Here is a 19,143-nt window from a genome sequence, read left to right as displayed (position 1 = left end):
GGCCCGATAATATTTGCGGAGAAACGCGGCTTTTCGATTGAGCAAAGTCAGGGAATCAAAGCTCGCGGGAGGGAGATAGAGTTTTGCGCACTTCCGTAACCCCATGCGCTCTATCGCGCACAACATTGGTAAGCGGTCAATTATCGCGCGCAACTATTGTGCCGAAGTGGTCGATTCCAGACGGTGGCGTATCATGTGCACGGCGGAATTGGCACGAGTATCAAGTGAGGCCCCATGCCGCCAATTTCGAGACGGTCAATGCCTAGTAGCGGAAAGCTCTATCCAGGCGCTGATCCTGGCTGCACTCAATCCTGTCTGTGGTTCTTTTTTTGAGTAGTGGAATGCAAAGCAAGCTGCCCTCCCAAGCGGAATATGTCATCGTCGGCGGTGGTATCATTGGTCTCTCGGTCGCCTATCACCTCACGCGGCTCGGCCATCGCGACGTTCTGCTGCTTGAACGCGACCAGCTCACCTGCGGTACTACATGGCATGCGGCGGGGTTGGTCACCCAGCTTCGAGCCAACGAGAACATGGCGAAGCTAGCCCAGTACACCGCGGGATTGTTCCACGAGCTCGAGAAGCTCACCGGCCAGCCCACGGGGTTTCGGCAATCCGGGTCGATTACCATCGCGGCTACCCCCGCGCGGCTCGAGGAGCTGAAGCGTGGCGCGTCAATGGGGCGCTCTTTTGGCCTTGAGGTTGAGATCATCGATGCCGCCGAAGCGAAGCGACGTGTACCCTTACTCGACGTGGCCGATGTGCTTGGCGCGGCTTGGATTCCCTCCGACGGCATGACGAGCCCGGTGGACACGGCGCGCGCGTTCGCTGCCGGTGCGCGGCAGGGAGGAGCAAGAATTCTGGAACGTACTCCAGTGACTCGCATCCTGGTCGAAAAAGGGCGAATCGCCGGCGTCGAGACCGCAGAGGGCATCGTGCGCACTGAAAAGGCTGTCATTTGCACGGGCATGTGGACTCGGGCGATCGCTGCCGACCTCAATTGGACGGTGCCTCTCCAAGCCGCAGAGCACTTCTACATTGTGACAGAGGCCATTCCGGACTTGCCACCCGATATTCCGACAGTTCGCGATATGGATGCTTGCTTCTACGCAAAGGCAGACGCGGGCAAGTTGCTGGTCGGTTTTTTCGAGCCCAAGGGCAAGCCCTGGGGCATGGATGGTATTCCGCACGATTTCAGCTTCGATTCGCTGCCTGACGATTTCGAACATATCGAGCCATACCTCATTAATGCGATCCGGCGCATGCCGACCTTGGAAAACGTGGGACTGCAGTTAAATTTCAATGGGCCAGAGAGCTTCACGCCCGACAATCGATTTCTGTTGGGCCCCGCCCCCGACATCGGCGGCCTCTATGTCGCCGCGGGGTTCAATTCCTGCGGTATCGAGTCTTCCGGCGGCGCAGGCAAAGTCATGGCCGAATGGATGTCGACGGGTGTCCCCGCCAGTGACTACTGGGAGATGGACGTAAGGCGCGCCATGCCGTTCCAGCGCAATCGTCGATATTTGCGCGATCGAACAGGCGAGGCAGTTGGAAACCTTTGGGCTCTACATTGGCCTCATAAGTCGCCGGCAACAGCGCGCAATGTGCGCGTGTCACCACTGCACGATCGGCTGGCAGCCGCTGGCGCAAAATTCGGCGAAGCTGCCGGGTGGGAGCGAGCGCAATGGTTTGGCGCCCCCGAGGCTTCGACCAATGCCCATGCCACGTTTGGTCGCGACGACTGGTTTAGGGCGAGCGGTGCGGAGCACGATGCGACCCGTTCGGCGGTCACCCTGTTTGACCAGACGTCCTTTGCTCATCTACTGGTTCAGGGCCGCGACGCTCTCGCCTTGCTTCAGCGCCTCTCAACCAACGACATGGACGTTCCGGTGGGCCGTATCGTGTACACGCCGTGGCTCAACGAGCGAGGCGGCATGGAGTCCGACGTTACGATCGCGAGAACGGGCGACGAGCAATTTCTGGTGGTCACGGCTGCCGTGCAGCGCATCCGCGATCTTGCTTGGCTGCGAACGCATGCCAAAGATGCGGGACATGTGTCCGTCATCGACGTGTCGTCGGGGTACACTTGCGTCTCCGTTATGGGGCCGCGTTCGCGGGAGCTTCTCTCCCGAGTGAGCCCGGTAGATTTTTCCGATCTAGCATTTCCCTTCGCGACAGCCCAAGACATCGAGATCGGCTACGCCTTGGCGCTCGCTTTCCGCATGACCTTCGTAGGGGAACTCGGATGGGAGCTGCACATCCCGACCGAACAGGCGCTGGGCGTCTACGATGCGCTGATTGCCGAGGGCCGGGATCTCGGCCTGCGCCACGCGGGCTACGTGGCGCTGAACACTTTGCGTCTTGAGGCGGGTTACCGCGATTGGGGCGCGGACGTAAGTGATGAAGACTCGCCGCTCGAATCAGGATTGGGATTCACCATCGCCTGGAAAAAGGCGGAGGATTTCATCGGGCGGACAGTTCTCGAATCCCAGCGCGGACAAACTCCGCGCCGTCGCCTCGTTCAATTAGCAGCCCCCCGGGCTGTACCGCTCATGTTCGGAACCGAGCCAGTCTGGCGCAATGGATCACTCGTCGGCTACCTGCGCTCGGCGGGCTTCGGCCACACCTTGGGCTGCGGCGTCGGCATGGGATATCTGCACTGCGAGGGCGGGGTGAGCGCCGAGTGGTTGTCTCAAGGGACTTTTGAGATAGAGATTGCAGGAGAAAGGCACGCTGCCATTGCGTCCCTTCGGCCCTTCTACGATTCGAACCGCACTCGAGTGAAGGGCGAATGCCGTAAGGTCGAAGACCTCATCACTCCGGAGCTGCTCATAGCGCGCTCTTCCGCGCAGATTTAAGTGAGGCCGCCACCGGGGGCTGACTACTATGTCCGATCGTTCCATGATTCTCGTCTTGTCCTGCCCTGATCGTCCAGGCATCGTATCCGCGGTCTCAAGTCGACTGTTCGAAGCCAGTTGCAATATCCTCGACGCTCAGCAGTTCGATGACACGGAGACCGGTCAGTTCTTCATGCGCGTCGTGTTTGATCGCCTGGAGCAGGCAAAATCAGAGGCGGAAATCGCTGAATCGATCGCCGAGCTCGCCGAGCGATTCGCCATGAAATTTACTCTGCGGCAGAGTTCCGCAATGAAACGCGTGATGCTGCTGGTTTCCAAATTTGACCATTGTCTGGCCGACTTGCTTTATCGCTGGCGGATCGGCGAGTTGCCGATGGAGCTGACGGCGATCGTTTCCAACCACGGCCGCGAGCATCTGGCTTCCACCGATGTGGCAGAACTGCCGTTCTACCATTTGCCCGTCACCAAACAGACCAAGATGGAGCAAGAGGCACGAGTTTGGGGGCTCGTGCAGGAGACCAGTACGGATCTCGTTGTCCTTGCGCGCTACATGCAGATCCTGTCGGATGGCTTTTCGGCCAAGTTGTCCGGGCGCTGCATCAACATCCACCACTCCTTTTTACCAGGGTTCAAGGGCGCCAAGCCGTATCATCAAGCTCATGAGCGAGGCGTCAAGTTGATCGGAGCGACCGCGCATTATGTTACCTCCGATCTCGACGAGGGGCCGATTATCGAGCAGGATGTCGAACGGATCTCGCATCGAGACACGCCGGACGATCTCGTCCGCAAAGGCCGCGACATCGAACGACGTGTACTTGCGCGCGCCGTGCGCCATCACCTCGAGGATCGCGTGGTGTTGAACGGCAGGAAGACTGTCGTCTTCACCGGCTAACCTGAAGCTTTGAAATTGCAAGATTTGCCCGACAGAAAATGCGACTTTCAAGGGGAAGTATGGTCTCAGAAGGGGCGGAGCGAGACTGCGGCTGTTTTACACTTCTTCTATGCGATGACCGATTGAAAAGGACGCATCCGTGGCTCCTCACATCAATCCCCAGGGGGCGGCTCAATTTGAACGGCGAAGCCCACCTTCACGCGGTCCACAATGACCATGGTCTTGACAGTCTTGATTTCCCGATTCTCATAGAAGAATCGCCTAGTGAACTGCTCATAGTCTTCCATGCTGCGCGCGGTAATGTATAAAACAAAATCAGCCTCGCCGGTCACGTAAAATCCGTTGACGACTTCAACTGACGATTTGATTGCCTTCTTGAATCTATCAATTATGTCCGCGCGCTCCCGCTCCAAGCTGACTAGTACAAGCATTTGAATAGGATTTCCTACCGCTTTTGGCGAAACGATCGAAACATCGGCCTCGATAATGCCTTCCGAACGAAGTCTTTTCAGACGTCGTTGACACGCGGTAGCAGATAGCCCTGCCATTTCGCCGATTACCTCGGAAGTCAGACGATTGTTCTTTTGCACGATCTCAAGGATATGGGCGTCTATTCGATCGTATTGCATGGATCGGCTCCAGATGAAATTCGCTCCAAACTGCCAGACTTGCGCAGGAAATCATCCGAATGGGTGCGATTTGCGAGGCAAATGTCTTTGTGGCACCAGTATCGTGAATGTGAACGTTTTTTCAATGGGGCCGGGAATGGATGACGGCCATGAACTCTTACTCCGCGTTCAATGGCGGGAATCCGCTCTGGCTCGCGGCCCCCGCTAGCATTCGGCCGAATTTCCTCGCCGTGGCCCGATTTGACTTGTCGCGCCCCCGCCTGTCAGCGGTCGGCGCGACACTCGGGATCGCGGCCGGGTCTCTGACCTATGCCGTCCTGATCATGTGCGGTCTCAGCGCACTAATCCAGTGTTCCTCATACAGCCCAGGCGGTGGGCTCGCATGCGCGTCTCCATGTCGCGCCTAGTCCCAGAAAACAAGATCTCGGAAACCCGCCGCCTCGCCGCGGCCGCGTGGGTGAGTGGTCCATCGCAGGTTGAGGCGCAGGAGGAGAGGTCGCGCCTTGCAAATGAAACCGGGCTCCCGATCATCACCGCTTTCCATCCGGACATTCTTGCGGGACAGGGCACGATCGGGGTTGGCACTATCGCGGCTGTCAGGGGGGCGTTGTCGACACTGATGGGCGATGCGAACTTTGCGGTACTCGACGAGATCATCGCCTGGTCGAAAACGGGCCGCGCGACAGTCAAATCGGCATTGGCGATCTCACCGCCATCACCTCACTTTCCTTGGCACGGAGGGGGTGGGTAGGCTCGGCGCGACAATAGAGGGCTAAGCAACCGGCGCGGACCGAAGAGCGAGGTTCGCGGCTTTCAACCAACAAAAACTGATGGAGCTAGGACGATGACAATCAGCAAAGCGCCGCAGGCATTCCCGCGAGAGGAGTACTTGCGCAGACTTATCGCAGTGAAGTTAGAAATGGCTCGGCGCGATATCGATGCGCTCGTCGTCACCAGTTGGGCCAATATTACTTACCTGACGGGCAATTTGACCCGAATGCTCGCGCTGCACGCGCTTGTAGTTTCAGTTCGTGAAGAGGAACCGACGCTCATCGTGCGCAAGATGTGCGCGCCAGGTGCGATCCATCAAACGTTCATGGAGCGCGGCAAGGTGATCAGCTATCCGGAAAATCTCGTGGGAAAACCAGACACAGACGGTTACGATGCGGTGATCGATTTTATCCATCAACTAGGACTTGCAAACCGCGGCGTCGGAATCGAACAAGGCAATCTGATGGCGCCGGCGGTAGAGAAGTTCAAAAGGCGCTTGCCACACGCTCGGATCGTGGATTGCACCAGAGCCGTTGACTGGATCCGCGGGGTTAAATCTGACCTGGAGATAGCGGTCATGCGAGAAGCTGCCGCACTCGCTGATGCGGCGATTATGCGGGCCGCAGAAGTAATCCGGCCTGGTGTACGGGAAGCTGACGCGGCGGTGGAGATTATGGCGGCACAGGTAACCGGTGCCAGAGGCGCACCCGCGGCCACGGGACTGCGGCCGCTCCTTATGTCCTCATCGCCACGCACGGGTACGCCTCACATCCTGTGGAGCGAAGGTGTCTTCCGGGATGGTATGCAGATCAACATGGAATTGAGTGGCAATCGCTATAACTATGACGCTGCCATCATGCGAACTTTCTCCATCGGTACTCCCTCCGACCGACTGCGTCGATTGCACGACGCAGAAATGGCGGGTCTCGAGGCGGCGCTGGATGCGGTCCGGCCAGGGCGCACCTGCAGCGAAGTCGCCATAGCTGTTTATCGTGCGATCGAGAGATACGGTTTCCCAAAGGAGTCGCGCTGTGGCTACTCGATCGGCATCGAGAACCAATTTACGGCATGGGTGGAACCGACAGCAAGCTTCGCAGAGGGCGACACGACAGAGTTAAGGCCGAACATGACCTTCCATTTGATGCTGGGCAACTGGATCGAGGAGGACTTCGGCGTTACCCTCAGCGAGACGATTCGGGTAACAGAGTCCGGGGTGGAATCGTTGGCGCGTGCACCCCGTAAGCTTTTTCAGCTTTAGCCGCTGCGATGCGCAGCTTCGATCCAACGCGGAAATCTCGACGCCCTACACGGGCCTCTCGTGCGCCATAACGGATCGCGGCCGTGACGGTTTTCGATACAGCGTTTTCGGCACTAGCTTGAGCTTATAAGACCCGGAACAGGAGAACCACTGCCGAGATAGTACGAAACAATCCGATGGAGAGTATCGAAGTCCCCCGGAGCGCTGACCCACAGGTCCGCACAAGTGCAGGCCAGCATTCAAAAGGGCCTCCACTGCAGTTGCTCGTGGTCTCAGCTTGGCACAGCGTCACTGGCCGTGATCAACTTTGGCAAGGAGCCGAGCTTCCACGATCATTGGCAAGCTCGTGCTTCACCTGCCAGATCGGCTGGCCTTCGTAGACAGTGTTTCTCAGAAAATCTTGTGGAATGGGGATTGCCAATGCCTGAACTGCCGTGAGGTCGCATGGGCCGTCTCGCACCCAATTTCTCCCTCCAAGCCGAGTTTCCTCTAATATGGGCGCTTGAACTGCAGCAGTCCTGCGCCAAAGCTCAGATAACGCAAATTTTCGGCTGTCGTCAGGTGTACGCTAACTCGTCTGAAGTTTTCACGTTGGAAGCGGAATGTCGAAAACGCGCGCGAATGAAGCTGAATTGTGAATCCAATCAGGCGGTGAGTTGATCGTATCGATGCGCCGTGAGCCGCGATAGATTGAATGCGAAAGAAAACGGGATTGCGGGGGAGGGCGCGACGGGCGCAATGGTGCATCCTCTCCAAATCCCGGAATGTCACTGAGATTACGCGAAGCCATGAATAAATCGCGACAGTCCAAAAAAGGCGCGCGAGCTATCCCAACGATTGTTAGAGGCTCTAAATGAGTGATCTTGCGACTGACCTGACCGGCGCGCTCGCCCGATTTTTTTCGAATCTCGACTTGTGCGACGTGCCCACCAATGTGAAAGCCGAAGGCCGCCGTCTTTTGCTCGATTCGATCGGATGCATGATTGCGGCCACTCACACGCGTATGGCGCCGATTACCCACGGTCTGGCTGATTTTTTGGGAGACGGCAACTTGGCGTCTGTAGTGGGGCGCAAACAGCGCACCAGCCTTGCGGGTGCCCTATATGCGAATGGGCGTCTCGCGAACTGTATGGACTTTGACGACACATTTCCAGTCGCTCATCACTTTGGTGCAGGCGCTGTCGTGGCCGCTCTCGCGCTGGCGGAGGCACGCAAGTCAACCGGTGCACAATTGCTGCAGGCCCTGATAGCGGGATATGAACTTGGAGGGCGCGTTGCGAGCGCCTGCGGGCAGATCATATTCTTTAAGGATGGCCGTGTAGTCGGCTACCCGAAACTATATAGTTGCGCAACGCCAGTGGTGTTCGCGGCAGCGGGAGCGGCGATCCGGCTTGAATGTCAGGACGAAGACCTTGCTCGCGAAACCTTTGGTATTGCGGGTTCGAATGCGCCGCTGCCAGCAGCCAAGAAATGGTCGGGATCAGTGGATCTGCCCGATTGCAAGTACGCGGACGTGGGGTGGGCGACTCTTGTTGGGGTGTTTGCGGCGCGATCAGCCGCTCTTGGTGCGACCGGCTTTGCCGGCATGTTCGACGGCGACCAGAACGTCATTAAGATGTCCGGTACGGATCGTTTTGACCCGGATCTTCTGATTGGCGGTTTGGGCTCACGTTGGATGCTTGCCGATATCACCTACAAGCCATGGCCAACCTGCCGCTGGACGCATCAGGCGCTCACCGCGCTTAGCAAGGCGACTGCCAAAGTTCAGATCGACCCTGAGCAGATCCAGCGGATTACCATCGGTACAAACGGGTACACTAGTACTCCGCGCTTTTGCAATCCCGTTCCCCGCACCTTCTGTTCGCGGCAGTTCAGCATCCCGCATGCTGTGGCGATGCTGTTGCTCGGCGTTGCCGTAGGCCCCGAGTGGCTAGACGAGGCGCAGGATGACAATCCGAAGGTTAGAGCTCTGCGGGATAAGGTGTTCGTCGAAGAATGGGATCATGCAAATACGTTTGGAAGTCATCTCGTGCGGGAACAAACGCGTAATATGCCCGCGCGCGTCGCGATCTTGATGCGCGATGGCACGCGACTTGAAGCTGAGTCGGATTTTGCGCTAGGCGATCCTTGGACAACGGAGACAGCATGGGGGGACGAGCAGGTGATCGAAAAGTTTCGCGTCGCGAGTGGGCTGTCAACTGAGCGCGCGAATGCCGTAATTGAGGCCACATTGAATATCGAAGCTCAGCCAGATGTCGAGTTGATCGTATCGGTGCTGCGTGAGCTTTAGGATGTGCTTCAGATCCTCGGCCACGTCCCTAATGATCGCGGATACAGAAGTAGATGGTTGGCGCTTATACGGAAGCGCACGTCGATGCCGGAATAGCCAAGCGCCATAAGATCTTTATTGGGCGCCTTGCCAAGAGCTCGGAAGTTCGTAACTAAGTCATGTTGGCGATGCCAGCATGACGAAGCTCAATGGAGTTAAGACGTTGGCAATCCCCAAGGGACCCCAAAAATTCCCAAGAACAGAGTACCTCCGCAGGCTAGCCCTGGTGAAAGCTGAAATGGGGCGGCGCGACATCGATGCGCTTGTAATCACGAGCACCGCCAACATCACTTACCTGACGGGAAATCTCACGCGGTTGTTTGCTCTACATGCGCTCGTGGTCTCGATCCGCGACGAGGAACCGACCTTGATCGTGCGCAGCATGGATGCAGCCGCCTGCTTTCATCAGACGTTCCTGAAGCGAGACAAGGTCATTGGATATTCGGAAAGCTTCATCGGCAAAGCGGATAAGAATGGCTACGATGCGGTGATCGACTTCCTCCAAGAAGCCGGCCTTACGAACTGTGGTCTTGGGCTCGAACAAGGTACGCTTTCGGCACAAGCGGTCGTGAAATTCAAGGCGCGACTGCCAGATGCGCGCATAGTCGATTGCAGCAAGCTCGTGGACTGGATCCGCATCGTCAAGTCGGACCTCGAAATCGCCGTAATGCGGGAAGCCGCGGCCATCGCCGATGCGGCAGCGATGCGAGCGGCGGAAGTCATCCGTCCCGGAGTAAGAGAAGCCGATGCTGCAGCTGAGATCATTGCGACGCAGGTGCGAGGTGTCAACGGCAATGCAGCCACATCCGTCCATCCGCTCCTGCTGGCCTCCACTCCGCGAACCGGTACACCCCACATCATGTGGAGCGACGATGTCTTTCGCCAGGGATCGCAGATCAATATCGAAGTGAGCGGCTACCGTTACGGCTACGCGGCGCCAATCATGCGCACCTATTCGATCGGTGCGCCATCCGAGCGGCTGCGCCGAATCCATGAGGCCGAGGTCGCAGGTATGGAAGCCGCAATGGAAGTGGCCCGTCCCGGACGCACCTGCAGCGACGTCGCTAACGCTTTTTACCGCGTGATCGAAAAACAGGGTTTCACGAAGGATTCCCGCTGCGGTTATTCGATTGGGGTTGAGTGGCTGGAACCGACCGCAAGCCTCGCAGACGGCGACTTGACGCAGCTGGAGACAAACATGACATTTCACCTAATGCTGGGCAACTGGGTCGATGAGGATTTCGGTTATGTCATCAGCGAGTCGATCCGTGTAACTGAATCCGGCGCCGAAGCTCTGACCCGAGCTCCACGCATTCTTTTTGAGCTTTGACGGAGGCCTCATTCATGGGAAGTCGAACGCTCGTTCGGAGGCTCACTCTCGAACGAGGGCAGCCGAGCGGCGTCCATTACCATAGCCGATCGGGCCTTCGGCTTTCCGGTCATCGTTGAAGGCCAGGGAGAAAAACACCGCTCTGGAGGATCATTCCTACAGTACATGCCTCAGCGACGACGTGTTGGGCGATGAGGATCCAGCTGACCGGGCGCAAGCCGGGGACATCGAAATCGAAAGCTCAGTGTGCGTCATGCGACTACGATCCACCCGCCCACCCATAGCGCCAACTGTTTTCGAATGCGGGGCGTTCCCAGTGACGACTGCAGCGACCCGGCCCACTGGCGGTCGATGGGGCGACCAGCGTTTGGCGAAGGTTGCTCGATGCGTCGCAAAATCTTATCTCGCGAAGGACCGGCTCGGACGTCCGATAAAGATAGGAAAGCACGATGGTTGAAGTGACAGCGTCCCTGGCAAAGTTCATTTCCGGGCTAACCTTGAATCAGGTGCCAAACGTGATCCTGCACGAGGCGCGCCGAGCAACTGCACGCAACCGGGCGTTTCGACGTGAACGAGATTGAGCAAATTGTAGTCGGCACTAACCTTTCGAGGGCTTTCACGGAGATGGCTGAACCCCGAACCGCCAGATCCCGTGTCGCGGCAATTTAGCTTGCCGCACGCTATCGCGATGTTCCTGCTTGACGTGCCGCCGGGACCCGCGTGGGGATCGGTTCAATGGGCGTCTGATGCGGCTGCGAAAGCGGTGCGGACAAAGGTCAAGTTCGCCGACTACCCAAAAGCCGCTACTTATGCCGGGCACATCGTGCGAGGTCAGTATCGGCAAATGCCTTGCTTCGTCGAAGTCAACTCGAGGAGCACGACAGTGCGGGCGGAGGCAGATTTCGCTTGGGGTGACCCATGGTCCGACGAAACCCGTTTCACCGATGACGACATCATTGCAAAATTCCGTGCCATCTCGAACCTGCCAACTTCTGTGGCTGATGCCGTGATTGAGACCCTGATGGTTGCAAATTTGGGTTCCAGCCTATCGCCAATCTTTCAGGCAATGTCCCAGCGCGGTGCGTGACGTCGGAGCGCTCGGCAAGAGGCAGCCATGTCAGTCCGCTCACGGCAAGTGTTTCGGCGGTATACTGCCATACGAACCTAATCGACGCATTTCGATCGATCAGAATTCGTGACCGACGCCTCTCCGACCGAATCCGGCCGACGGAACATGGCTGCGGAGCGTTTAGTCAGGCGCGCAAAACCGTGCGATACGGCACGATTCGTGCAGACTTTCGGCTTGGCGTGGCCAAACGACGTGGAAAAAACCCGTCGAGCAGACTATCGTGGTGGTCAAGATTGATAATTTTGAACCGGGAGGAGGCGAGATGCGTGTGCGACGAAAGCTGTCGTTGTTGGTCCTGCTGGTCATGCTGACCGGCTATTCGCTTCCGACCTTTTCACAAACCGAGGATCCTCTTTTTGCCTCCATCCGCAAAGCCGGCAAGGTGAGAGTGGCGATAGCCTCGCTGCCCCCTTACATGATGATGTCGCCGAGCGGAGAGGCGACGGGCGCTATAGTTGACCTGCACAACATGGTTCTTAAACGCTTGGGCCTGCCAGCGATCACGCCTGTGATTACGCAATGGGATGCCATGATTCCCGGACTGCAGGCCCACCAGTTCGACTATGTTGCCAGCCTCGCCATCACGGAAGCTCGCTGCAAAGAATTGCTGTTTTCGGCGCCCCATTACGCGTACCAGCTCGGACTGTTTGTCTTGCTCGGAAATCCGAAGCGTCTGACGGGCGTCGCGGACGTTGCACGTAGCCCGGATATCAAGGTGGCGATGATTACATCCGCAGCTTGGATGAGCTATGCGCTGAACCAGGGCGTCAAGCCAGCGCAGCTCGTGCGGGTCCCCGACGTTCAGGCTAGTCTCGCGACCGTCGTTGGCGGGCGCGCGGACGTCTATATCGATAGTCAAGTCTCTATCCCCAGTCCCGAGCAGAAAGGAGTCGAGTTGGTCGTCGATGAGAAGTCGCCTGTATTTGGATCAGGCGCAGTATTTCGCAAGGAAGATGTTCGTTTCCGCGACGCGTTCAGCGAACAGCTGCGGTTGTTGATTCGAAGTGGCGCGATTGAGGAGCTCTCCAACAAGTACGGGATCACCAACGGCGACGCTGAAGCGCAGCTGCTTGCCAAGCTGACCAAGGCCAGTGAGTCTGTGCCGAGCTGCGAATAAGGAGCAACTGCAGTGAGGGCCGTTTTGCAATATTGGCCTGTGCTCGTGCAGGGCCTATGGGTCACCGTTTGGGTGGCGGTGTGTATCATCGTGGGTGCTGTACCCGGAGCTGTGGTCCTCGGAGCGTTGAGACTCTCCGAGACGCAAGTGCTCCGGCTGGGGTCGATGCTCTTCATTGAATTCATTCGAGCTCCCTCGGCTCTGGTTCTCCTGTTCTGGGTGTTCTATGCGCTGCCACTAGTGCCCGGCATGCCGCGTCTGAGCCCGCTCACGGCTGCGATCCTTGTGCTGGCGCTCGATGGGGCCGCATATGGCGCTGAGATTGTCCGTGCTGGGATCGAGGCTGTGCATCGCGGACAAACAGATGCGTGTCATGCACTTGGGCTCAGCAAACTCCAGAGTTTCACAAAGGTCATTTTGCCGCAGGCGCTGTCGCAGATCGTGCCCGGTTTCGGAAGCCTGGCGAGGAGCATGGTCAAGTGGACTGCGATCGTGAGCTTCATTGGCGTGCAGGACGTGCTCTACGTCGCTAACTACATTCGTGGGCAAACGTTCGACACGGTCACCGTCTTTTGCCTGCTTGCGGCTCTTTACTGGATACTGACCGTTCTCTGCGGCGTAGCTTTTCGTGCGCTCGAGCTGGTGCTCCCGCTTAACCGGGCATTGAGAGCCGCGCGCACGTCCTCACAGGTCGCGCCCGCGGCGGACGCTCTTCAGGGAGCTGTTCAATGACGTGGGATTGGAGCTTTGTACTGGAGATCCTGCCTCGCCTTATGGACGGCGTTTGGTACACCGTCCTGGTAACGCTTGCTAGTTCGGCCATTGCATTAGGCGGCGGGTTGCTGCTGGCGATCCTGGAGAGCGTGAGCACCACGTTCGGACGGGCCTTCGTACGCTTCTGGCTTGAACTGTTCCGAGGTGTGCCGACGCTCGTTCTCCTCTATTTCACCTTCTATGTGCTGCCGGAATTTGGAATTATTCTTCCGGCAATGCCTATTGGCATCGGAGTATTGGGGATCGTTTACGCGGCGTACTGCTCAGAAGTGTACCGCGGCAGTCTGATCACCATCCCAGCCGAACTGCGGGATGCGTGTGTGGCGCTCCATTTGAGCCCATATATTACATGGCAGCGCGTACTCGTTCCCTTGATGATTAAGCGGGCTGCCCCTGCCTTGCTCAACTACGTGCTCAGCTTGTTCCGGGAAACCGCGGTGCTCTTTGCGCTCGGAGTGCCGGTGCTTATGGGCGAGGCTAACGAGATCGGCTATGAAAATTTCCGCTATCTAGAGCCGTATACCCTGGCAGGCGTCATCTATCTGGGCATGAATTTGCCGTTCCTGTACCTCCTTTCCAGATTCAAGGACAAGCATGCTTAATATCGCATCTAGCCACCCGGAATCGTTCGAGCCGACGGCGGCCGCAGCCTCTAGCAAGATAGAGGATCATCGATCTGCTCCCAAATCGCAACAGGACGTGTGGGCTATCGAATTCGAAAAGGTTTCGAAATCCTTCGGCGCTTACCGGGTGCTGGTGGATCTCGACCTGCAGGTGCGGCCCGGCGAAAAGGTCACATTGATCGGGCCGAGCGGTTCGGGAAAGACCACCGTCCTACGTCTGGCGATGACGCTTGCGAAACCGACCAGTGGCGACATCAAAATCTTTGGTGAAAGCATCCTCTTTGATGCGGCCGGCAAGCCGCTCTCCGGCTCCCACGAGGCACGTATTCGGCGTCGTTGCGGCATGGTTTTCCAGCAGTTCAATCTCTTTCCGCATTTGACCGTGTTGCAGAACCTGATCTTGGCGCCAAGGACAGTGTTGAAGCAGTCCAAGGAACAGGCCGAGCAGAGTGCTCTCGAATACCTTCGCATGGTAGGCCTTCAAGACAAGGCGCGCGCCTATCCCGCCCAGCTTTCGGGAGGTCAGCAGCAGCGCATCGCGATCGCACGGGCGCTGGTCATGAAGCCCGAGATCCTGCTCTTGGACGAAATCACATCGGCGCTGGACCCCGAACTCGCCGGGGAGGTTCTCGACGTTGTGCGCGGCGTTGCTCATCAGTCCAAGGTGTCCATGTTGATCGTGACTCATGAGATGCGCTTTGCACGCGAGGTTTCCGATCGCATCGCGGTCTTCGATCGCGGCCGCATCATCGAGCAGGGCCCGCCCGAGAAGATCTTCAGCCGTCCCGATTGCGAACGCACCCGTGCGTTTTTGCAATCTGTGCTGAACCATTGAGGCCGAACTTCCGGCTCGCCCACCAGAGACCAAAGCAATGGCGTGATCGGCGCGGTACCGATGCGCGAGGCAGCGGTCCACAATAGGACAAGCGCGATGAACGCACTAGTTGATGACAACCAAGACCTGCTCTACTCGGTCGAGAACGGAATTGCCCGGCTCACGTTTAACCGCCCGCAGGCGCGCAATGCGCTAACCTTCGCGATGTACGATCGGCTCGCCTCGATCTGCGAGAGCATCAACGCCGATCAATCGATCAAGGCGCTAATTCTGACTGGGGCAGGTGACAAGGCGTTCGCATCCGGCACTGACATATCGCAGTTCCGCGCCTTCAAATCTGCGCAGGACGCGCTCGACTATGAAGCGCGGATCGACCGCGTGGTCGGCAAGCTGGAAGAGTGCCGCGTACCAGTCATCGCGGCGATCGCCGGTGCTTGCACCGGCGGCGGCGCAGGCATTGCCGCCTGCTGCGATATCCGTATCGGCACCGAATCGACGCGGATCGGCTTTCCGATTGCGCGCACGCTGGGCAATTGCTTGTCGATGTCCAACATCTCCCGTCTGGTCTCGCTGATCGGCCCCGCACGCACCAAGGACTTGATATTCAGGGCGCGCCTGGTCGAGGCGCCGGAAGCGCTAGCGCTGGGGATTCTCAACGAGGTGGTGCCCGACCTTGAGAGCTTACAACGGCGCGCCAACGAGACGGCAAAGCTCATGGCCTCCCACGCGCCGATCACGCTTGCGGTCACCAAGGAAGCGGTGCGCCGCATCTGCCGCATGCTGTCGCGCGACGAGGGCGAGGATCTGATCTCGCGCGCCTATATGAGCGAGGATTTCCGCGAGGGAATGGACGCGTTTCTCAACAAAAGAGTGCCGAACTTCAAGGGGAAGTGAGCAAAGTCGTCGGACCACAAACTCTTCGGTAGGCCCGGCATCACACCACTTTCAGCCTCCCCAGCTCCGCAATCTCGCCGGCGCTAAAGCCGAACTCAGCCAGTATCTCTTCGGTGTGCTCACCGAACTCCGGCGGACGCGCCATCATCCTACTCGGTGTCCGAGACAACGTAACGGGCTGACCGACAAGACTGATGTGCCGGCCTTCCGCATTCGGCACGTCTTGTGCCATCCGGAGATGCTCCACTTGCGGGTCCGCGAACACCTGGTCGATAGAATAAATGGGCCCACAGGGCACGCCGGCCTCGTTGAAGGCCTTGACCCAGTATCCGGTCGATTTCATCTCCGTGCGCCGGTTGATTTCGGCGTTTAGAGCGTCCCTGTTGCTCGAACGTGCCGGCGCCGTGGCGTAATCCGGATGCCTGACCAGATCAGGCGCGCCGATCACCTGCGTACAGCGCTCCCAAGTCCGGCCGCTGGCGGTTGCGATATTGATATAACCATCGGAGGTCTTGAACACCCCGGTTGGAATGGAGGTCGGATGATTATTGCCGGCCTGCTTTGCAACCTCTTTCTCCATCAGCCAGCGCGCCGCCTGGAAATCAAGCATGAATATCTGAGCCTGCAGGAGGGATGTCTGCACCCACTGACCCTCTCCGGACATCTCGCGCTCGAGCAGCGCCGTCAGGATTCCCATCGCGCAGAAAAGGCCGGCGGTGAGGTCGGCCACGGGAATTCCGACCCGCATCGGTCCACGCCCCGGCTCTCCAGTGATCGACATTAGCCCACCCATGCCCTGCGCGATCTGATCGAAGCCCGGCCGCTTGTCGTAGGGGCCGTCCTGCCCGAAGCCGGAGATGCTGCCATAGACGATGCGCGGATTGACCTTGCGCACGCTCTCATAGTCGATGCCGAGCTTTGTCTTGACGCCAGGCCGGTAGTTCTCCACGACTACGTCGGCCCTTTTCGCCAGCCGCATGAATGCATTGACCCCCTTAGGGTCCTTGAGATTGAGGCTCATAGCTCGTTTATTGCGGTGCAGGTTCTGGAAGTCAGCACCCTGGCGCGGGCCGCCCAGAGCCTCGCCGCTCTCACCGGTCAGCGCATCGATCTTGATTACGTTGGCGCCCCAATCGGCAAGCTGGCGTACGCAAGTGGGACCAGCGCGGACGCGGCTTAGGTCGAGCACAGTAAAGCGGGACAGGGCTTCTGAGGCGCGTGGGAAGGCCATTCGCAAGTCTCCGGGATTGACGACCGTATCGGGTTGGTAGTGGCTTCTCGACAACTAAAGTCCAGCTTGGCGCGCGTTCATACCGCTGGATGGCCGACACGGGCGTGCGTCTCGGCTCAATGTCGCACCAGTTTGCGGCGGGCCTTCGAATATTAGAACTGACGAACACCAGCAATTTGGTGATTCCAGTGACTTTGGGACTGCATGATGATCTCGCCGCGGGAATGATGCGGACTTCTGGACCCCACACTAGAGATTGCCGAACAGCTACCCGGCGGGTTGATATCGCGCATCTGTTTAATGCCGTTGGGCTAAGCACTGCGCGCGGGTAGGTCAGTGCTTCGCAAGGTAGATCGATGAGCGAATCCGCGCCGTGCACGTCCGCCAGCAGCTCGGTACGATATCGCTTAACTCGGCAGGCAGCATGGCCTGCACATCTCCCCAGCAAGCCTGTAGCTTTCATGAAGCCCCTAGATCGTCTTGATTCGGATCAACGCATTCAGCATCACGATAAATGCGTCCCAACAGGATGCGTCGTCCTTAGCAACATACCGTTCCCGCCCCGACTAGGGCTGTTCGCAGACGATTCGCTTTTTTGATCCGGATTGGGGAATGACGTCCTGCGAGACATACGAATCGGCAACGAGAGCTTCGCTGGCTGACGCATAAGTACCCCTTCCGCTTGAGATTTCCAAATCGATAGCACGCTAAAGGTTTCGGCTCGTCGTTTTCGAAGTTATTTCGTCAGCTCTAAGCAGAAATGCTGCAATGTGCGCGCTGCATCTCGAGGTTTGCTGCGCTCGGTGTCGCAATAGTAGCGCGCTCTTACCTCCCCTTAACGATCTTGAGCTTGGCAGTCGACCAACCCTGGCGTCACCTTCGAGCCCGCACAGAGGCGAGTGCATCGCCCAAAGCTGTTCGTTGATAGGTTTCGTGGACTGTTTGTGACGCGATGGACTACCCAATGGCGAAATGTCTTCGCAGTAGTTCGGCTCACGATGGTCAAAGATGCCGCGAAACAGCGCAAACTACAATATTTCGATGTTTTCAGAACGCTGTTTCTTGTTAGCAGTCGAGGCTTGCCGGCCAAATTGACTGAGCGTCTGCTTGAGCCTCGACAGAAATGGTCCGTCGTCGACGGTACGTCAGCCATCGCTTTGGAAGTATTAGGCTTGTGCGACCGCACTCGATAAGACTTACCGAGGCACCCAATCCAGCACGATGACGGCGCATAAAAATCGAGAAGGCCATCGGTCTGTGCCTTTCCACCAGAACGGGATGCAGGCACCGTGACGGCCGCATCTAGAACAAAAGGTTCATTGAAGAACATGCGAGAGAACGTTTATCGACGGCTCCTGCCCGACGAGTTCGATGCCGACATGCCCGTCATCATCGATGAGCTGGATTTCTCCTGGACGCGACCAAAGCTGGATCCTCTTATCGACAATATTGCGGGCGCGTTGCTTGATGTCGGCGTGCAGCCCGGAGATTGTGTAGGCGCGAAGATTACCAAATCAGTTCACTCGTTTTGCCTCTATCTGGCTGCTCTGAAAGTAGGCGCGGTTTGGCTTCCAATGAATACAGCCTGCACCCGAGCGGAAGTGGAGCTCATTCTATCTGACGCGAGCCCTCGGGTGTTGATTTCCTCGGAGCCGATTGAAATGACGAACGTCGCATGCTTCACCATGGCTAGCGATGGTGCAGGTACTTTGATGCACGCCGCCCAAAATAGTCGAGATACTCACATCGTGTATCGGGACCCCGGCGACCTCGCCGCGATTTTGTACACGTCTGGTACGACCGGACGCCCAAAGGGCGCCATGATTACTCATTGCAATCTCGAATTCTGTGCTGAGACATTGAGTGACATCTGGGGCGTAACGAGCCGAGACACTTTGTTCCACGCACTACCGACATTTCATGCGCACGGCCTGTTATCGCCGCCAATACCATGCTGGCCGCCGGGGCCACGCTTCGACCCGGAACAGGTGCTCTCGCTCCTCCCCCGGGCAACTATGTCTATGGGCGTTCCCACCCTCTACGATCGCCTAATTGCCAACGAGCGCCTCAACGAAGCGCTCTGCGAGAACATTCGCCGTTTTACCTCCGGGTCAGCTCCGCTATCAGCCGAGACCTTCGAGGAGTTCAGTACGCGAACCGGTCATGCCATTTTAGAAAGATACGGTATGACAGAGACGACCGTCATCACGTCCAATCCGCTTTTGGGAGAGAGAGTTGCTGGCTCGGTCGGGTATGCGCTACCGGGGGTCTCAGTGGTGGCTCTCCGCAACGATGGTGAGCTCGCTGCTGCTGATGAAGTGGGCGAGCTTGCTGTGAAAGGGCCCAACGTCTTTAAAGGTTACTGGAATTTGCCCGAGAAGACTGCTGCAGAATTCACGCGCGACGGATACTTCAAATCAGGTAATTTGGCACGTATCGACAAGCATGACCGCGTTTGAATCGTCGGCCGCAATAA

15 protein-coding genes are annotated in these 19,143 nt (G+C 57.9%); 13 read left to right on the top strand and 2 right to left on the bottom strand.

Annotated elements, in window-relative coordinates; all coding sequences use genetic code 11:
* The first annotated feature begins 341 nt into the window (after positions 1 to 341).
* Together BRAGE_RS0129470 and purU are read left to right on the top strand one after the other, a co-directional pair.
* Positions 342 to 2,855, top strand: coding sequence for a GcvT family protein (locus tag BRAGE_RS0129470; protein ID WP_028146404.1), 2,514 nt, complete (start codon positions 342 to 344; stop codon positions 2,853 to 2,855).
* 28 nt (positions 2,856 to 2,883) lie between these two features.
* The gene (gene purU, locus BRAGE_RS0129465; protein WP_027564992.1) at positions 2,884 to 3,747 is read left to right on the top strand and encodes a formyltetrahydrofolate deformylase; all 864 of its coding nucleotides are present in this window, start codon (positions 2,884 to 2,886) and stop codon (positions 3,745 to 3,747) included.
* A gap of 152 nt (positions 3,748 to 3,899) precedes the next feature.
* Here the strand turns inward: purU and BRAGE_RS0129460 are convergent, their stop codons facing one another.
* Complete coding sequence (locus BRAGE_RS0129460) at positions 3,900 to 4,376, bottom strand: Lrp/AsnC family transcriptional regulator (RefSeq protein WP_027564993.1); 477 nt, start codon at positions 4,374 to 4,376, stop codon at positions 3,900 to 3,902.
* A 382-nt stretch (positions 4,377 to 4,758) separates the two neighbouring features.
* Between BRAGE_RS0129460 and BRAGE_RS0129455 the strand changes: the two genes are divergently transcribed.
* The 10 genes from BRAGE_RS0129455 to BRAGE_RS0129410 all read left to right on the top strand — a co-directional run bounded on the left by BRAGE_RS0129455 (position 4,759) and on the right by BRAGE_RS0129410 (position 15,436).
* On the top strand, positions 4,759 to 5,127 hold the full coding sequence (locus BRAGE_RS0129455; protein ID WP_027564994.1) for a hypothetical protein: 369 nt from the start codon (positions 4,759 to 4,761) through the stop codon (positions 5,125 to 5,127).
* A gap of 93 nt (positions 5,128 to 5,220) precedes the next feature.
* Positions 5,221 to 6,405 carry a M24 family metallopeptidase gene (locus BRAGE_RS0129450; protein ID WP_027564995.1) on the top strand — a complete coding sequence of 395 codons (1,185 nt, stop codon included), beginning with the start codon at positions 5,221 to 5,223 and terminating at the stop codon, positions 6,403 to 6,405.
* Between the two features lie 853 nt (positions 6,406 to 7,258).
* Positions 7,259 to 8,695: an MmgE/PrpD family protein gene (locus BRAGE_RS49750; protein ID WP_051378132.1), complete on the top strand. Its 1,437-nt coding sequence runs from the start codon at positions 7,259 to 7,261 to the stop codon at positions 8,693 to 8,695.
* 202 nt (positions 8,696 to 8,897) lie between these two features.
* Positions 8,898 to 10,064 (top strand): M24 family metallopeptidase, encoded by a 1,167-nt coding sequence (locus BRAGE_RS0129440; RefSeq protein ID WP_028146403.1) that lies wholly within the window; start codon positions 8,898 to 8,900, stop codon positions 10,062 to 10,064.
* A gap of 628 nt (positions 10,065 to 10,692) precedes the next feature.
* Positions 10,693 to 11,151, top strand: coding sequence for an MmgE/PrpD family protein (locus BRAGE_RS0129435; RefSeq protein WP_108914749.1), 459 nt, complete (start codon positions 10,693 to 10,695; stop codon positions 11,149 to 11,151).
* Between the two features lie 262 nt (positions 11,152 to 11,413).
* Positions 11,414 to 12,310 carry a transporter substrate-binding domain-containing protein gene (locus tag BRAGE_RS0129430; protein WP_028146401.1) on the top strand — a complete coding sequence of 299 codons (897 nt, stop codon included), beginning with the start codon at positions 11,414 to 11,416 and terminating at the stop codon, positions 12,308 to 12,310.
* 12 nt (positions 12,311 to 12,322) lie between these two features.
* Entirely contained in the window at positions 12,323 to 13,042 is a 720-nt protein-coding gene (locus BRAGE_RS49745; RefSeq protein ID WP_084335123.1) for an amino acid ABC transporter permease, read from the top strand.
* Positions 13,039 to 13,686 (top strand): amino acid ABC transporter permease, encoded by a 648-nt coding sequence (locus BRAGE_RS0129420; protein ID WP_027565001.1) that lies wholly within the window; start codon positions 13,039 to 13,041, stop codon positions 13,684 to 13,686. Before BRAGE_RS49745 ends, BRAGE_RS0129420 begins: the two co-directional genes overlap by 4 nt.
* Positions 13,679 to 14,542, top strand: a complete 864-nt coding sequence (locus tag BRAGE_RS0129415) for an amino acid ABC transporter ATP-binding protein (protein ID WP_084335125.1) — start codon at positions 13,679 to 13,681, stop codon at positions 14,540 to 14,542. The genes BRAGE_RS0129420 and BRAGE_RS0129415 overlap by 8 nt, the downstream gene beginning before the upstream one ends.
* A 96-nt stretch (positions 14,543 to 14,638) precedes the next feature.
* Positions 14,639 to 15,436, top strand: a complete 798-nt coding sequence (locus BRAGE_RS0129410; protein ID WP_027565003.1) for an enoyl-CoA hydratase/isomerase family protein — start codon at positions 14,639 to 14,641, stop codon at positions 15,434 to 15,436.
* Positions 15,437 to 15,476: 40 nt separating this feature from the next.
* On the opposite strand, the gene BRAGE_RS0129405 is transcribed toward BRAGE_RS0129410, so the two are convergent.
* Positions 15,477 to 16,667, bottom strand: a complete 1,191-nt coding sequence (locus BRAGE_RS0129405) for a CaiB/BaiF CoA transferase family protein (RefSeq protein WP_027565004.1) — start codon at positions 16,665 to 16,667, stop codon at positions 15,477 to 15,479.
* Between the two features lie 1,289 nt (positions 16,668 to 17,956).
* Here BRAGE_RS0129405 and BRAGE_RS49740 point away from each other — a divergent pair.
* Entirely contained in the window at positions 17,957 to 19,126 is a 1,170-nt protein-coding gene (locus BRAGE_RS49740; protein WP_141263484.1) for an AMP-binding protein, read from the top strand.
* Positions 19,127 to 19,143: the final 17 nt, after the last annotated feature.

Origin of the sequence: Bradyrhizobium genosp. SA-4 str. CB756 (assembly GCF_000473125.1) — a bacterium.
Classification (GTDB): Bacteria; Pseudomonadota; Alphaproteobacteria; order Rhizobiales; family Xanthobacteraceae; genus Bradyrhizobium; species Bradyrhizobium arachidis.
This window is presented reverse-complemented; position numbering and strand designations above follow the sequence as displayed.

What these genes read in the sequence shown, in the direction of transcription:
- BRAGE_RS0129470 (WP_028146404.1), top strand. Translation starts at nt 342, where the DNA reads ATGCAAAGCAAGCTGCCCTCCCAAGCGGAATATGTCATCGTCGGCGGT.
- purU (WP_027564992.1), top strand. Translation starts at nt 2,884, where the DNA reads ATGTCCGATCGTTCCATGATTCTCGTCTTGTCCTGCCCTGATCGTCCA.
- BRAGE_RS0129460 (WP_027564993.1), bottom strand. Translation starts at nt 4,376, where the DNA reads ATGCAATACGATCGAATAGACGCCCATATCCTTGAGATCGTGCAAAAG.
- BRAGE_RS0129455 (WP_027564994.1), top strand. Translation starts at nt 4,759, where the DNA reads ATGCGCGTCTCCATGTCGCGCCTAGTCCCAGAAAACAAGATCTCGGAA.
- BRAGE_RS0129450 (WP_027564995.1), top strand. Translation starts at nt 5,221, where the DNA reads ATGACAATCAGCAAAGCGCCGCAGGCATTCCCGCGAGAGGAGTACTTG.
- BRAGE_RS49750 (WP_051378132.1), top strand. Translation starts at nt 7,259, where the DNA reads ATGAGTGATCTTGCGACTGACCTGACCGGCGCGCTCGCCCGATTTTTT.
- BRAGE_RS0129420 (WP_027565001.1), top strand. Translation starts at nt 13,039, where the DNA reads ATGACGTGGGATTGGAGCTTTGTACTGGAGATCCTGCCTCGCCTTATG.
- BRAGE_RS0129415 (WP_084335125.1), top strand. Translation starts at nt 13,679, where the DNA reads ATGCTTAATATCGCATCTAGCCACCCGGAATCGTTCGAGCCGACGGCG.
- BRAGE_RS0129410 (WP_027565003.1), top strand. Translation starts at nt 14,639, where the DNA reads ATGAACGCACTAGTTGATGACAACCAAGACCTGCTCTACTCGGTCGAG.
- BRAGE_RS0129405 (WP_027565004.1), bottom strand. Translation starts at nt 16,667, where the DNA reads ATGGCCTTCCCACGCGCCTCAGAAGCCCTGTCCCGCTTTACTGTGCTC.